Annotated in this window: 12 protein-coding genes; 8 read left to right on the top strand and 4 right to left on the bottom strand. The window is 45.5% G+C overall.

The features are described 5' to 3' along the window. Positions 1-54: 54 nt before the first annotated feature. The 3 genes from NIASO_RS11805 (at position 55) to NIASO_RS11795 (ending at position 7,092) form a co-directional block, all read left to right on the top strand. On the top strand, positions 55-3,531 hold the full coding sequence (locus NIASO_RS11805; protein ID WP_008586076.1) for a SusC/RagA family TonB-linked outer membrane protein: 3,477 nt from the start codon (positions 55-57) through the stop codon (positions 3,529-3,531). Between the two features lie 50 nt (positions 3,532-3,581). Next, a complete protein-coding gene (locus NIASO_RS11800; RefSeq protein WP_008586075.1) occupies positions 3,582-5,396 on the top strand; it encodes a RagB/SusD family nutrient uptake outer membrane protein in 1,815 nt (604 codons plus the stop codon). A gap of 175 nt (positions 5,397-5,571) precedes the next feature. Beyond that, positions 5,572-7,092, top strand: a complete 1,521-nt coding sequence (locus NIASO_RS11795) for an alpha-L-fucosidase (RefSeq protein ID WP_025298910.1) — start codon at positions 5,572-5,574, stop codon at positions 7,090-7,092. Positions 7,093-7,156: 64 nt separating this feature from the next. Here NIASO_RS11795 and NIASO_RS11790 read toward each other — a convergent pair whose 3' ends face one another. After that, complete coding sequence (locus tag NIASO_RS11790) at positions 7,157-7,501, bottom strand: hypothetical protein (protein ID WP_008586073.1); 345 nt, start codon at positions 7,499-7,501, stop codon at positions 7,157-7,159. Positions 7,502-7,622: 121 nt separating this feature from the next. On the opposite strand from NIASO_RS11790, the gene NIASO_RS11785 reads away from it, so the two are divergent. After that, on the top strand, positions 7,623-8,273 hold the full coding sequence (locus tag NIASO_RS11785) for a tetratricopeptide repeat protein (protein WP_008586072.1): 651 nt from the start codon (positions 7,623-7,625) through the stop codon (positions 8,271-8,273). Positions 8,274-8,577: 304 nt separating this feature from the next. On the opposite strand, the gene NIASO_RS11780 is transcribed toward NIASO_RS11785, so the two are convergent. Next, a complete protein-coding gene (locus NIASO_RS11780; RefSeq protein ID WP_008586071.1) occupies positions 8,578-10,014 on the bottom strand; it encodes an Ig-like domain-containing domain in 1,437 nt (478 codons plus the stop codon). 78 nt (positions 10,015-10,092) lie between these two features. Here NIASO_RS11780 and recR point away from each other — a divergent pair, with 78 nt between their 5' ends. From recR to metH, 4 genes are all read left to right on the top strand, one after another. Beyond that, positions 10,093-10,710, top strand: coding sequence for a recombination mediator RecR (gene recR, locus NIASO_RS11775; RefSeq protein ID WP_008586070.1), 618 nt, complete (start codon positions 10,093-10,095; stop codon positions 10,708-10,710). A 250-nt stretch (positions 10,711-10,960) separates the two neighbouring features. Then, the gene (locus NIASO_RS11770; RefSeq protein ID WP_008586069.1) at positions 10,961-12,004 is read left to right on the top strand and encodes a homocysteine S-methyltransferase family protein; all 1,044 of its coding nucleotides are present in this window, start codon (positions 10,961-10,963) and stop codon (positions 12,002-12,004) included. 1 nt (position 12,005) lies between these two features. Next, positions 12,006-13,088 carry a PDDEXK nuclease domain-containing protein gene (locus NIASO_RS11765; protein WP_008586068.1) on the top strand — a complete coding sequence of 361 codons (1,083 nt, stop codon included), beginning with the start codon at positions 12,006-12,008 and terminating at the stop codon, positions 13,086-13,088. A gap of 17 nt (positions 13,089-13,105) precedes the next feature. Next, on the top strand, positions 13,106-15,796 hold the full coding sequence (gene metH / locus NIASO_RS11760; protein ID WP_008586067.1) for a methionine synthase: 2,691 nt from the start codon (positions 13,106-13,108) through the stop codon (positions 15,794-15,796). Positions 15,797-15,916: 120 nt separating this feature from the next. Here metH and NIASO_RS11755 read toward each other — a convergent pair whose 3' ends face one another. After that, positions 15,917-16,273 (bottom strand): septal ring lytic transglycosylase RlpA family protein, encoded by a 357-nt coding sequence (locus tag NIASO_RS11755; protein WP_008586066.1) that lies wholly within the window; start codon positions 16,271-16,273, stop codon positions 15,917-15,919. Next, the gene (locus NIASO_RS11750) at positions 16,270-16,542 is read right to left on the bottom strand and encodes a SemiSWEET family sugar transporter (protein ID WP_008586057.1); all 273 of its coding nucleotides are present in this window, start codon (positions 16,540-16,542) and stop codon (positions 16,270-16,272) included. Before NIASO_RS11750 ends, NIASO_RS11755 begins: the two co-directional genes overlap by 4 nt. Positions 16,543-16,554: the final 12 nt, after the last annotated feature.

Genomic DNA, 16,554 nt, shown 5'->3' with positions numbered 1-16,554 from the left:
TGCACATTAAAGTTGACGCTCTGATGTGATTAATAATTAACTCAAAACAAATATATGCAAAAATGTACTTGCCATGAAGCGGGCAACCGGCCGCGCTTCAGGACAATTGTATTGACTATGAAGTTATCTGCGATTTTTTTAATTCTTGCTTTACAAGTGTCTGCCAATAATTATGGACAGAAAGTGCTGAATTTGAAGGAAGAGAACATCACGCTCTCCGAGATCTTTAAAAAAATTGAACGAAAATCCCCCTACCGTTTTTATTTCAGCAATGATGTGGTGCCCGAAAAGAATTTTACTTCTATACAGGCGGTAAATGCCACCCTGGATGAGGTGATGACCAAACTGCTGGCAGGCTCCGGCCTGCACTGGCGGCTGTTACAGGGCACCCAGGTGGTTATTGCTGCCAATGTACCTGATGCAGGCGCGGGCGCTGTAAAACGTATTATCACAGGTCTTGTAAAAGATAGTAAAGGGTTGCCGCTGCAAAATGTATCGGTTGTCATAAAAGGCACGGCAAACGGAGTAACCACTTCGGAGAACGGGCGTTTTTCCATTAATGCTAATAAGGGAGATGTGCTGGTGTTTTCAAGCATTGGCTACCTGGCCGAGGAAGTTACAGTGGGCGATCAGGAAACGATAGAAGTAACCTTGCAAACCGTAGACAACAGTTTAAGCGAGGTGATTGTGGTAGGGTATGGTACACAGAAAAAAGGAGATGTTTCTGCAGCTATTACCCAGGTGTCCGGGAAAGTGCTGGAAAACAGGCCGATCACCAATTTAGGCGCCGGCTTGCAGGGGATGGTGCCCAACCTGCAAATCACCCCGCAGGGCGGTGCGCCGGGGCAGGGCTCTAACTTCAATATAAGAGGGTTTACTTCACTTACAAATGGCGGTCCATTGATTTTAGTGGATGGAGTGGTACAGGACCCCAACCTGGTGAATCCCGCTGATGTGGCCAGTGTTACTGTTTTGAAAGATGGTGCCTCGGCGGCCATTTATGGCGCCAGGGCCGCTTACGGAGTTATTTTAATTACTACAAAATCCGGCAGGAAGGAGCAATCACCTACTATCAGCCTTACCAGTTCTTATGCGATCAATGATATTACCGTAAGGCCAAAATACCTGAACTCCCTTGCTTATGTCAATTACATGGATTCCGCCAGTATTAATGCAGGTAGCGGCCTCTATTTTTCCCAACGGATCCGGGACGGCGTAACAGCCTATTTCAATGACCCGGCGCATAATCCTTATGTATTGTATGACCCGGCTATTGATAAAACAGGCTACTATACTTATGTAGGAAATACAGACTGGACAGATGCTTTATACAAAAGCGGCAGCATTCTCAACAATGGTGTTTCGTTGAATGGCGGTTCAAAAAATACGACTTATTATATGTCGTATGGCAATATGCGGCAAAACGGCTTTCTGGCTTCCTACAATGATTATTACCAGCGGCACAATATCAGCCTGAATGTTGTATCAGATATAACCAAATGGCTGAAACTATCCGGCAAAATACGCTACACCTATTCATTTGAGGATCATCCATCCGGTGGTACCGGTGGTAACTCAGGTCTTTCAGCTACCAGCGGCTCACTTAAAGGGGATCTGCGGCCAATAATGCCGGTAAGACATCCCGACGGCAATTTTGCCGGCCAGGGCAGCTTTACCAATCCCTTTGCAGTAGGCGCTTTGGGCGGACATAGCCAAACCAAAAAGAATGATCTGTGGGCAACGGCGGCGGCAACACTTACACCAATAAAAGACCTCAAACTGGATATAGATTATTCATTTAATCCGTATTCATCCAATACCGAATTTACCTCAAAACTGTTCCGGGAATATCATGCGGATGGTACGTATAACATCTATCCCTGGACCAACCCCAACCTGGTGAACCTGAATAATAATAATGACTATTATCATGCACTTAATGCATACGGTACTTATTCAAAGCACCTCGGGTCCCATAACCTTAGTTTAATGGCAGGATATAATGAGGAAGTAAAACTGTTGAAATTCTATTCTGCTCAAAGAACCAACCTCATCGACAATAACCTGCCGGTATTGAACCAGGCTACAGGAACGATGACGGTTAATGAGCAACTGCGCAGCTGGGCGGTGCAGGGTTATTTTGGCAGGTTCAATTATGATTATGACAGCCGGTATTATTTAAGCCTGATCGGCAGGTATGATGGTACCAGCATTTTCGCTCCCGGTCACCGGTATGTGTTCAACCCTTCTATATCGGGCGCATGGCGGGTCAGCAATGAAAAGTTCTGGAAGAACAATGCTGCCCTTTCCGATCTTTTTAATGAATTTAAATTAAAGGCCTCCTACGGAAAGGCGGGTAACCAGGCGCTAAATCCAACGGATTTTGGTTACTTCCCTTATATCTCCAATTATGCCACTAACACCGCGTATTCGTACATATTAGGAAGTAACACTACTTTGCCCGTATCGGTTGCTCCTGGTAGCCTGGTGAACCCTGGCTTTACCTGGGAAAATGTAAGCCAGTGGAATATTGGTACCGAAATGGAGCTGTTGCAGCACCGGTTAAGCCTGTCTTACGATTACTACACCCGGTATACAACGGGGATGTTTGTTACAGCCCAGGCCATGCCTGCTGTATTAGGGGCAACACCGCCCAGGCTTAATGCTGCAGATCTGAAAACCAAAGGCTGGGAATTTTCCGCCAACTGGCAGGATAATATTGGCAAAAATGCCAGCTACCGGGTAGGTATTGTGCTGTCTAATTCTGACGCCTACATTACTAAATATAACAACAACCCCACTAAATTAATAAATGACCCGTATTATGTAGGTTACCGGTTAGGCCAGATCTGGGGATTAAAATCCAATGGATTGTTCCAGTCAGAAGCCGAGGCGGCATCTTATCCAATTGACCAGTCGCAGTTATTCGGTGGCAAATGGCATGCGGGGGATGTAAAATATCTTGATCTGGATGGCGATAATAAAATAACCCGCGGCAAAAACACAGCCGATTCCAGTGGCGATCTGCGTATTATAGGGAATACCACACCCCGCTATCAATATGGGGTTACAGGAGGTTTTTCCTGGAAGGGGCTGGACCTGGATCTTTTTGTACAGGGGGTAGCCAAAAGAGACTGGATGCCGGACGGGCGCTATTATGGTATTGCCAGCCAGTGGGATGTGCCGATGGAAGCGGCGTTGAACTACTGGTCTTATGGAAACCCCGGCGGATTCCTTCCCCGCCCTTATATTGATGGCGCCCATGGAAACCGGGGTGGCTTCGGATACGGCACAGACCGTTATATGCAGAATGCGGCTTACCTGCGTCTGAAACAGGTAACCCTGGGATACAATATTGTACAACCCTGGTTGGAGCGGGCAAGGATCAGTACAGTAAAAGTTTATGTAACGGGTCAGAATGTGCTTACTATTACGAAACTTTCCAAATTGTATGATCCGGAGAATCTTAACCTGCTGGGTTACCCTATTACCAAGTCCTGGGCAGTTGGCCTAAATATCACCTTCAGATAACTGCCATTTCTTAACCCATCCATTTGAGTTGGACTTCTAAAAATTTGAACATGAAAACAAGACAATTAATATACATCATCCTATTGCTGGCATTGGGCAGCTCCTGTAAAAAGGTTTTGGACAGAACGCCACAGGATGCCATTACCGATCTTAATTTCTGGAGCAGTGTAGATAATCTTAAATTATTTTGCAATAATTTTTATAGTAGGTTATCCGTACCCGGCAGCACTTCTGATAACCAAAGTGATAATGCCATACCCAATTCCCCTAACAGTTTTCTTTACAGCCAAACGGTGGTTCCCGCCAGCGGCGGCGGCTGGGCATACGGCGACTGGTCCTATATTAAGAACGCCAATTATTTTTTAGCCCGTTACCAGCAGGTAATGGACGATCCGGCGCTGATCAACCGGTATGTAGGCGAAATAAAGTTCTTCAGGGCGTATGAATACTTCAATAAGGTGAAGGCCTTTGGTGATGTGCCCTGGATCAATAAAGACCTTAACATCAATGACAGCGCTTTTCTTTACAAGACCAGAACACCCCGTCAAACAGTAATTGACAGTGTTATTGCCGATCTTAATTTTGCCGCTGCCAATCTGCCGGTGCCGGCCAGCACAGAACTGGGAAGGCTGAATAAATATGCCGCCTTTCAAATGCTTGCCAGGGTTGCTTTGTACCAGGGTACCTGGATGAAATACCGTAATATAAGTGGCTGGCAGAACTACCTGACCGCGGCGGTAAATGCAGCCAAACAGGTGATGCAAAGCGGGCTTTATTCCATCCCCAGGCCTGCCGCTTTATATTACTATAAGAACGGCGACCTGGTAGATGCAAAAACAGGCACCTATGCTACAAGAGATTACCCCCTGTATTACCGGGAACAATTTATTACGGAAGACCTTACCGGTAATAAAGAATGTGTGATGCCCAAAATATATGTTGTTAATGTATTGACCAGTGGTTTGTCGAGATCGGTAAATGAGGCCAATGTAGGGGTGAGCAAAGATCTTATCGAAGACTTTTTATGCGATGACGGACTGCCTATTGCGCTTAGCCCGAGATATAAAGGCGATGATTCTGCAAGTATAGAATTTCAAAACCGGGATCCCCGCTTACGTAATATGATCGACAACAGGTTTTTGCCGAACAATATGAATAACAACAGCCTTGTTTCCAACTATCTGTCACCGGTTGCATCCAGTACACCTACAGGATACATGGCTTCAAAATTCAGAAGCCCCATTACCAAGCAAAATGAAGCCAATCAAACTACTTACGACATGTTTGTATTCCGCTATGCAGAGGTTTTGCTAACGTATGCAGAGGCACTGGCTGAGTTGGGGACCATCTCACAAACGGATTTGGATAACTCAATCAACTTATTAAGGGCCCGTTTAGATGAACCTTCACTTCCGGGAGGCATTATGCCGCGGTTAACGTTAAACCCGCCTGCAGATCCTAATGCAACCACTATCGCCGGTAAGTCAAGGTACGGTTATGCCGTTTCCCCGCTTATTTATGAGATCAGGAGGGAACGCAGGATTGAACTGGCATTTGAAGGGTTCAGGTGGGATGATATTGTAAGATGGAATGCCGGTAAATTAATTGAGAACCCCAAAACGGTGTATGGAATAGTAGCCAGCCAGAATGTAAGAAACGAGTATAACAGCTATTACAACAGCAATGTATTTACCGGCGTAAATCTTACTACCATTAATGACTGGGATGGTAAAAGCAAACAGGTAATAGCGCCCTATACGATACCCATGCGGGTGTGGAACGATAAGTTATACCTGAACCCCATCCCCACAGATCAGATCAACCTGGGAAAAGGTTCGCTTACACAAAATCCGGGATGGCAGTAACAGGATTATTGATAAAGCATGGTTTTGACCACCCGTGGTTAACGGACGCGTATTAAAATAACATACTAAAAACCGAAACGCAATGGAAAGAGCAACTCCATTGTGTTTCTTATTTTTGAACGAAAATGCAAGGGCGAAAGATCTTTCACCTTACGCTCCAACAATAAATTCAAGCATGATTAAACAATTACTTATTCTTACAGCGCTTATCAGCGTCGCTGGCGCCAACGCCCAGAAACAAAATTATGTTTCCATTAAAACTGGAGAAACGGAAAAGCAGATCATTCAACAGGCTGCCAATATAGTGCCCACGCCCCGGCAACTGCGATGGCAGCAACTGGAGCTGACTGCCTTTTTTCATTTTGGTATGAATACTTTTACCGGAAGGGAATGGGGCGATGGCAAGGAAAACCCCACGCTGTTTAATCCCACTGCATTAGATGCGGTACAATGGGTAAAAACCATGAAGGATGCGGGTTTCAAACAAGTGATCATCACGGCCAAACACCATGATGGTTTTTGTTTGTGGCCTACCAGCACTACAGAACATTCGGTAAAAAACAGTCCCTGGAAAAACGGAAAGGGAGATGTGGTAAGGGAAGTGGCGGAGGCCTGTAAAAAGCTGAATATGGGCTTTGGCGTTTATCTTTCGCCCTGGGATCGTAATTCCCCGGTATACGGATCGGATGCCTACAACGATTTTTTTGTGCGACAGCTTACTGAGCTGCTTACGCAATACGGCCGGGTAGATGAAGTTTGGTTCGATGGCGCCAATGGCGAAGGCCCCAATGGTAAAAAGCAGGTGTATGATTTTAACCGCTGGTATCAATTAATTAGAAAATTACAACCACAGGCGGTAATTGCTATTATGGGGCCCGATGTAAGATGGGTAGGTACCGAGACTGGAAAAGGCCGCCGGATGGAATGGAGCGTGGTGACCACCAATAACCTGGATCAGCAGGCGGTAGCGGCGAATTCGCAACAGGGAATGTTATTTAAACCTATCAGCGATCTTAAAGGAGATGACCTCGGCAGTCGGGAAAAAATCCTGAATGCCAAAGGCCTGGTTTGGTACCCTGCAGAAACCGATGTATCCATCCGCCCGGGCTGGTTCTACCATACAGACCAGGACCAAAAAGTAAAGACCCCGGAACAACTGATGAATATTTATTTTACTTCTGTGGGAATGAACAGTGTGCTGCTGCTGAATGTACCGCCGGATAAACGGGGACGTGTCAGCGATGCGGATGTAAAAACCCTGCAGGAATGGGCCCGGATGCGCAAGGAACTGTTTAAAACCAATTTGCTGAAAGGAGCGGCCATTACCTGTAAAAACGGAACGAATATGCCGGCCTTGCTGGATGGTAATAATGCCACTCATTTTACCACGAAAGGAGCGGATACTGCTGCCACCATTATTTTCAAATTAAAACAACCCAAAACCTTTAATGTATTTTCCGTGCAGGAGAATATACGGGTAGGCCAGCGGGTAGAACAGTTTACGGTATCGTATAAAGACGGCGCGGAATGGAAGCCGTTCATACAGGAAACCACTATCGGGTACAAACGACTGTTGCACTTTGCTCCCATTACCGCAAGCGAGATCAGGCTGGAGGTAAAATCCCGGCTGAACCCGGCTATTGCGGAAGCGGGACTCTATTTTTCTTCAGCTTTTCCGGAGAAGGGAGGCAATTGATGCCTGATGCTCGTTTCTGGATACTTGATGTCAAGTATTTAGTATCGAGCATCCAGTATCTTTTCTACAACCCGTTTTGATCAAAGTACAGCAGCACATGGTCCTTTAAGAACTGTTCCTGTTCTATCGGGTTCATTACGGGCATTTGTTTTAGTTGTTTAAAGTGAGGCCACCCGTCTTTATCACGGCCCTCAAGTTCATAGTAGCCGCTCGGGACCAGGAGGCTGCAAACGGCTACATGCATCAACTCCTGCTTTTGCTCTTTTGAAAATTTGGGATTTATAGCCCCAAGTTCCTGTACGCCAATTAAAAAAAGGATCGTTTCCAGGTCAGGCTTTTTGCCGAAACGTTCCACCAATTTTGCCTCCAGGTTCCACCAGCGCGCCTGTAAATCATCACTTGCTATCATCGGGCAAAAATACAACTTATCAAATAGGGATAAGAGTTTTTACGCTCATCGTCAACCCTTATCTTTGCAGCCCAATTATTGTAAAACAGGGAAATCTGGGTTACGAACTAAAATAGAAAGAATGAAAGCGTATAATTTTATAATAAAGCACCGGTTGCTGATCAGCATCATCTTAATTCTAACCGGCGTATATGTAAACTATGCAGGTAGTTTCTGGCCGGCCTTTCCGCTGTACCTGGTCGGAGTGATCCTTCTGTTCAGCCATTTTTTCTTTGGCCCCTTGCGCCTGATCCAGGAATATATGGAAAACGGGGATCTGGAAGGCGCCGAAAAGGTATTGGATTCCATCAGATTTCCCAACCTTTTGTACAAGCCCATCCGCTCTGTGTATTATACCCTGAAGGGAAATATTGCTATGAGCAAACAGGACTTTGACAATGCGGAAACCATGATGAAAAAAGGGCTGGACCTGGGTATGCCGATGAAAGAAGCCGAAGGAGCCAGTATGCTGCAGATGGGAATGCTTGCCATGCAAAAAGGAAATACCAAACAGGGGGAAAGCTACATCCGCCAGGCCATCCGCAAAGGACTGCCCGATAAGGAGAACGAAGCGGCTGCTTATTTACAGATGTGCAGCATTATGATGAATAAAAGGGAGTTCCGGGCCGCGAAAGATTTCTTCAGAAAGGCAAAAGCCTGCAAACCCACCACCCCTCAGATCGTGAGCCAGATCAAAGAAATTGAAAAATACATTTCCCGGATGCCGGGGTAGGGAAAAGTGAATAGTCAATAGTGAAGAGGAAATAGCTAATTTATTCGGGATGCGCGTCAGGCATTCAGCTTTGAGCGTGTTTGTTCGCGTCCCGAAACGAATAACAAACGTCAAACCTCAGACGTCAAACGATAGACAATAAACCCGATGGCGTTATCCGGATATACAAGCAACCTTCCTACTGAACGAACTTTGAAACCTTAGACGTTGAACTTTGAACATTTGATGCTAACGTCAAACTTTCAATAAAAAAAGCTAATCAGCTTTGAACGGAAATAACTTGAAACCAGAAACTTGTAACCAACTAGCGTGTCGGTGGCGGTTTCAGATTGATTTCCGGCTGTAACGGCCAGTTGGCCTTAAAGGTTAATTTGCGGTCGAGCGGAATAATAAATTCCGGCTGAATATGCTTTTTAAAATCGCCCGGATCCCATTTGCCATTGTTATTGCGATCGTATAGAATCTGGGCCTCATAATCTCCTGGATTGTATAAATCAATTTTAAGAATATTGGTTTTTAGCGGGAACGAATTTTTCAATGTTCCGCCCTGCGAAAGCAACAGTACCGGATGGTAGGAGGTATCCAGGTTATTAAAAGTGATCTCGGCCTGGCCATAATCCTTTTGTTCTTTTGTTGTAAACCGGATCGTGTCGGGTTTTAAAAGACCCCGGTTCAAACTATCGGAGGCAAAATCTTTTGGTAATACCAGGTTGTAACGAACGCCCTCTTTCCATTGGATATTCATGGTTATGATATGTCGCGTACTATCGAGCGTAAACTTATGCGTTGTTTCAGGAGTAAAAGTGCTGTCTGTAGAAAGCTCCATCTTCTCCGGGAAATAATTTTTCAATGGGTTGGGAAACGTCATCGTAAACGCATCCAGCAGGTCCTGTTTATTGCCCTGCAGGTTGGTTTGAAACTTTATACGTTTCTCTTTTTTATCCAGTTCCGGTTCTTCCAACGCGTTCTTTTTCGCTTCCTCTTCCTCCGCATAAGCATAAAGCCGCACGGGCGCGGGTGGTGTGGGGCCTATCGTTATTGCACTGTCTGCAAAAGCAAAAACCTGTTGCGGGCTGGTGTACAGGTAAGAGCCGCCTTCGTCTTTAAGTGCGTATAACCGGTAAGTTCCGGGTTTTAAAAAACGGAAAAGAAAATTGCCCATACTATCCACTTTTGCTATGTACTCTGGGCGTTGCCGGGTAACAGCGCTATCTGCCAGATTGGAATGCAGCATAATGGTAAGGGTCGAATCGGGTTTATAGGTCTTTGCTATTTTTACATTACCGCTCAGTTGGCAGGAGTCAAAATAATCGCCGGTGGTAACCACGTACAGCATGTCTTTTGCTTTATTGCCCTCATTAACGTCTTTAATAACATTGGTAAAATTTAATACATAAGTTGTATTGGCTTTTAACGAATCTTTAAATTTAACGGTAACCGTACGCAGTTTTCTGTCGATCTGCGGTAATGTTTTTGGCAAGGGGGAAACGATCAGGTTTTTATAAACGTCGTTTAGCTCCACGTATTCATCAAACTGAAAGGTAATTTTTTGCGAATGGAAATGTTTAGTCTCGCTGGGCGGATCCACTCCTACAATTTTAGGAGGCAAAGAATCCCTCGGGCCGCCGGATGGCGGTACAATACTGGCGCAGCCGCTGCCGGAATAAATAAGCAGGAAGACCACAAAAACAGTGAGCAATAAACCTATGATGCCTTTTGAACGCATATGTTCTGCAAACATAATCGCTTTTGGGCTATTCCCCGCAGGGAGTGGGTGTTAATAAATACAAATTTCTTATTTCAATTGTATCTTTGCAGGATGCAATTTTCTTCCGGTTTATTAGAAGCAGCAGTAAATGAATTTGCAAAATTACCCGGCATCGGCAAAAAAACTGCCCTGCGCCTGGCCCTGCATTTGCTGCGTCAAAATCCGGAAACGGTGCAGCAGTTTAGCGAAACGATCGACCGCATGCGCCGGGAGATCCGTTTCTGCAAACGCTGCTTTAATGTAGCCGACGGGGATTTTTGTTCTGTTTGCGCCAATTCGCACCGGCAGCAGCGCACCATTTGTGTGGTGGAAACCATCCGGGACGTAATTGCCATTGAAAATACCCAGCAGTATAACGGCACTTATCATGTGCTGGGCGGGGTGATTTCTCCGCTGGATGGAATCGGCCCTGATCAACTGAACATCGGATCCTTACTGCATCGTATTGAACATGAAAGAACAGATGAACTGATCTTTGCACTGAACCCTACTATTCAGGGAGACACTACTATCTATTATATTCAAAAGAAACTACAGGGGCAGCCGGTTCAGATCACCACTATTGCCCGGGGCATCGCCTTTGGCGGCGAGCTGGAATATGCCGATGAACTAACGTTGGGACGTAGCCTCCAGAACCGTCTCCCTGTGGAGCGGTATATGAACCGGTAGGTTTATAGGTTGAAAAGTTTACAAGTTGACTAGGGGGGTTACAGCAACGGACGCCTGGTCAACCCATCAACCTGTCAACATTTCAACTAATCTACGTACCTTTGCACCCGCAGGCGGATTTGTTTATTGTTCAGCCTGTTTAAAAAATTCTGAACTAATAAACGTAAAAATTCTACAAAAAGATTTTCCACGTTTACTTTCAGGTTTGTTGATCAGGGCGCTATAAGTGGCCTGCTTTAAATTTTGTGCTATGAGCAAAATCAAAAAATTATTACAACAAAGAATACTGGTATTGGATGGCGCGATGGGTACGATGATCCAGCGGTATAAATTGACGGAGGCCGATTACCGGGGAGCGCGTTTTGCCAACTGGCACAGCGATGTAAAGGGGAACAATGACTTATTGAGCCTTACAAAACCGGAAGTTATTAAAAGCATCCATAAAGAATACCTGGCGGCGGGGTCTGATATTATTGAAACCAATACTTTCAGTTCTACCTCCATTGCGCAGGCAGATTATGACATGCAATCACTGGCCTATGAATTAAATGTGGCCAGCGTAAAATGCGCCCGTGAAGCGATTGATGAATTCAGCGCAGCAAACCCGGGCGCCGGTCCTAAGTTTATTGCCGGGGCGATCGGGCCACTCAATAAAACCCTGTCGCTGTCTCCGGATGTAAATAACCCAGGCTACCGCGCAGTGACTTTTGACGAGGTGGTAGCGGCTTATACAGAGCAGATCCACGGATTGGTGGACGGCGGAGCCGATCTGTTACTGATCGAGACCATTTTTGATACCTTAAATGCAAAAGCAGCCATTTTTGCCGCCAAAAAGTTTTTCAGGGAACATCCGGAAAAAGCAAAACGATTTGATAACGGCGCGGAAGGCGCCCCAATTATGATCAGCGGCACCATTACCGATGCGTCGGGCAGAACGCTGAGTGGACAAACATTGGAAGCCTTTTACATTTCTGTAGAACATGCCAGTCCATTGAGTGTGGGACTGAACTGCGCCCTGGGAGCAAAAGAAATGCGCCCGCATGTGGCAGAACTGGCACACCTGGCCGGCTGTTATGTTTCCGCATACCCCAATGCCGGCCTGCCCAATGCAATGGGGGAATATGACGAGCAACCAACAGAAACGGCTGCCTTTTTGGAAGATTGGGCAAAGGAGGGATTTGTAAATATTGTAGGCGGCTGTTGCGGTACCACGCCGGCACATATCGCGGCCATTGCAAAAGCAGTAAAAGGGGTTACACCGCGGGTGTTGCCGGTTGTTGAAACTATTGAATAGCGTGCAGAAAAAAGCTACCATATTATCTCTTTATTCATCTGTAAAATCGCTGGTACAGCACTCGAAGACCGACCTGTACCAAGTGATCAATACTACTCTTGCAGAAACATGTTTTCATGTAGGGCGCCTTATTGTAGAATACGAGCAGAATGGCAGTCAGCGTGCGGGGTATGCGGCGAAAACCTTAAACGGATTATCAACAAGGCTTACCAAAGAGTTTGGTAAAGGGTTTTCAGTGGATAACCTGGAAAATATGCCCAGGTTCTACAATGTGTACAAAGAAGAATATAATCAATTTATAAAGAAGTTTCAAAAATCCGAGACAGTGTCCCGGAAATCAACAACAGATGCTGTTCAAAAATCCGAGACACTGTCTCGGAAATCTCTGTTTAATCTTTCATGGTCGCACTACCTTGTGCTTATGCGTATTGAAGACAATTATGAAAGAAGATTTTATACAATTGAATCTTTCAATGAAAAATGGAGCGTGCCGGAACTGCAACGGCAATATAACAGCGCTTTATATGAACGGTTGGTGCTTAGCAGAAATAAAAAAGGCGTAAAGGAACTGAGTGTGAGGGGGCATGTGGTGGCAACACCATCAGATGCAGTAAAGGATCCCTATATACTGGAATTTTTAAATCTTCAGGAAAAAGATCTTTATACTGAAACCGATCTGGAAGAAGCAATCTTAACCAAAATAAAAGATTTTTTGAAAGAACTGGGGAAGGGATTCTTGTTTGTAGACCGGCAGAAAAGAATACAAATAGACGGAGAAGATTATTATGTCGACCTGGTTTTTTATCACAGGATCTTGCGCTGTTTTGTTTTGATCGATCTAAAGATCGGGGCATTGAAACATCAATACCTTGGACAGTTACAGATGTATGTGAATTATTATGATGAAGAGATGAAGACGACGGAAGAGAATAAAACAATTGGGATAGTACTTTGTAAGAACAAAAAGGAAAATTTAATACGTTATACATTAGGAAAGGAGAATAAGCAAATTTTTGCAAGCAAGTATAAAATATTCTTTCCGGAAAAGCAGGTGCTAAAACTACTGCAACAAAACATAAAATAATAACGAGGAGTATATTCATGTCAGCAAATACAACAATTCATTCTTATTTAAGTCTCTCGGGGCTGGAACCATTGGTGGTGCGGCCGGAGACAAATTTTATAAACATCGGGGAACGAACCAACGTGACCGGCTCAAAAAAGTTTGCCCGGTTAATACGGGAGAACAAATACGAAGAGGCCCTTAGCGTGGCACGTCAGCAGGTAGAGAACGGGGCACAGGTGATCGATATTAATATGGATGACGCGCTGCTGGACGGCGTGCAGGCGATGACCATTTTTGTTAACCTGGTGCAGAGTGAGCCTGATATAGCCAAAGTGCCGCTGATGATCGATTCGTCCAAGTTCGAGATCATTCAGGCAGGGTTAAAATGCGTTCAGGGAAAATGTATCGTTAACTCTATCTCCATGAAAGAAGGAGTGGAGAAGTTTATTGAACAGGCGATCATCTGTAAAAGCTTTGGAGCGGCCGTGGTGGTGATGGCGTTTGATGAACAGGGACAAGCCGATACAAAAGAACGTAAAGTGTCGATCTGCCATCGGGCCTATAAAATATTAACGGAGCAGGTTGGGTTTCATCCTCAGGATATTATTTTTGACCCGAATGTTTTTGCCATTGCCACCGGTCTGGAAGAGCATAATAATTATGGGGTAGATTTTATACAGGCCACCAAAGAGATCAAGCAACTGATGCCGGAAGTAAGCATCAGCGGCGGGGTCAGCAACCTTTCCTTCTCCTTCAGGGGAAATGAGCCGGTTCGGGAAGCGATGCACGCCGTGTTTTTATATTATGCTATTAAACAGGGTATGAACATGGGCATCGTGAATGCCGGCCAGTTGGCGGTGTACGATGAAATTGAACCGCAGCTCCGCCAGCTTTGTGAAGACGTGATCTTAAACCGGAACAACGATAATAATGAAGCTACCGAAAAACTGCTGGCCTTTGCAGAGACCGTAAAATCTGCCGGAAAGACCGAGAAAAAAGATCTGGCCTGGCGCAGCACTTCTGTGGAAGAACGGCTGAAACACGCATTGGTGAACGGTATTACCGATTATATTGATGAAGATACCGAGGAAGCCCGTCAAAAATACCCGCGTCCGCTGGAAGTGATTGAAGGGCCGTTGATGGCCGGAATGGACGTAGTGGGCGACCTGTTTGGCGCCGGTAAAATGTTTTTGCCGCAGGTAGTGAAAAGTGCGCGGGTGATGAAAAAGAGCGTGGCCTGGCTGACGCCTTTTATAGAAGAAGAAAAGAAAGCCAACCCGGATATTGATGAAGAATCAGCACCTAAAATATTACTGGCAACCGTTAAGGGTGATGTACATGATATCGGGAAAAATATAGTGGGCGTGGTGCTGGCCTGCAACGGTTACAAGATCATCGACCTGGGTGTAATGGTGCCCACCGATAAAATACTGGACACTGCCGAAAAGGAAAAAGCAGATATCATTGGGGTGAGCGGGTTGATCACTCCCTCGTTGGATGAGATGGTAAACGTAGCGCATGAGATGCAGCGCCGGCAAATGAAACAGCCCCTGCTGATTGGCGGAGCCACCACTTCCCGGATGCATACTGCGGTAAAAATTGCCCCTCAGTTTGATAATGGGGTGGTGCATGTGCTGGATGCTTCGCGTAGTGTAACCGTTGCGGGGTCTTTATTAAATCCGGAACAAAAGCCGGCATTCCTTGAAGGCATTAAGAAAGAATATGTGAAACTGGCGGCAGATTTTGCCAGCAAGAAAAAAGTGAAGGAGTTCCTGCCTTTTGACGGGGCGCAGGAGAACAAAGCGGCTATTGACTGGAATGGCTTCCAGCCCAAACAGCCAACGTTTACAGGAACTAAAACGTTCGAAGACTATGACCTTGCGGAAATAAGGACTTTTTTCGACTGGCAGCCCTTCTTTATTTCATGGGAGTTGCATGGTAAATTCCCACAGATACTGGAAGACCCGATAGTAGGTAAGGAAGCTACAAAGCTCTACAACGACGCTAATAAACTGCTGGACCAGATCATCACAGAAAAATGGCTAACGGCCCAGGGAACCGTGGGTTTCTGGCCAGTGCGTAAAACCGGGGATGATACGATTGAAGTGCAGCCGGCGGCTGATACAACTATTGCGTTACAGTTTTTACGGCAACAAATCAAAAAAGCTGCGGGACAACCGAACCTGAGCCTTTCGGATTTTATAAATCCGGGTAAGGAAGGCGATTTTTTAGGCGCTTTTGCGGTAACCATACATGGCATTGAGCCACACCTGGAGCGTTTTATTGCTCAGAATGACGATTACAGTAAGATCAACCTGCAGGCCCTGTCGGACCGTTTTGCAGAAGCGTTTGCGGAATTGTTGCATCAGAAAGTGCGGAAGGAATTATGGGGCTATGTTCAGGAGGAAACCCTCTCAAACGAAGAATTGATCCAGGAAAAATACCTGGGTATCCGGCCGGCGCCGGGCTACCCTGCCTGTCCGGATCATACGGAAAAATATAAATTATTTGAGTTGCTGGGCGGCGAACCGGTTACAGGGGTGCATCTTACAGAAGCATTGGCAATGTATCCCGCCTCTTCCGTTTGCGGATGGTATTTCAGTCATCCCGAAAGCAAATATTTTGGCGTGGGGAAAATCCAGGAGGATCAGTTCCTCGATTATATGCAACGTAAAGAAATGCCGGAAGAAGACCTGCGGCGCTGGTTGCGGCCGGTGCTGGAGTAGTGTTTTATTCGTGAGACGGGAAACCTGCCCGAATGAGGTCAGGCGGGAAACGATAAACGTGAGCCTTTCACGTTTATCGTTTAACATTTCACGTTAAGAAATAAGCCTATTTTTACAGGGTTATTTTTTCTTGTATTTGACCTTTACAGGAACTACCCCGTCGTTTAACATCCCGATTTTCCGGGCTGCTTTTCTGCTGAGGTCAATGATCCGGCCTTCAACAAAAGGACCCCTGTCGTTGATATGCACTTTTACTTTTCGCCCGTTTTTTAAATTGATGACCGTCACCTTGGTGCCCAGCGGTAATGTTTTATGTGCCGCCGTTTTTTTGCTTTGTCTGAAAGTAGCGCCACTGGCGGTTTTCCTGCCTTTAAAACTATTAGAATAATAAGAGGCATTTCCCGTCTCAGTTATTTTTCGGCTGCAGGACGAAAATAATATAATCCCCAGCAGCAGTATCGCTCCATACCGGATCATACGTTTGCTTTTTTACGGGCGTAGGCAATTTTGAGATAGATCATTGTTAGCGACAGGCAAAGGATAACGGCGTTGGTGAGAATGATCACCCAATCATTTTTTAATGCGCCGTATACGATCCACATAGCCTCATTTACAGCCGCAATCACAAACATCATTAAGGAGATATCCTTAACCGATTTATCCTTTATGGTTTTAATTACCTGTGGCAGAAAGGTAAGGGTGGTAATAACGCCAGCTACGGCACCTAAGAGATCAACTCCGTTCATATCTTTTATTTT

Source organism: Niabella soli DSM 19437 (assembly GCF_000243115.2).
Taxonomy (GTDB): domain Bacteria; phylum Bacteroidota; class Bacteroidia; order Chitinophagales; family Chitinophagaceae; genus Niabella; species Niabella soli.
This window is presented reverse-complemented; position numbering and strand designations above follow the sequence as displayed.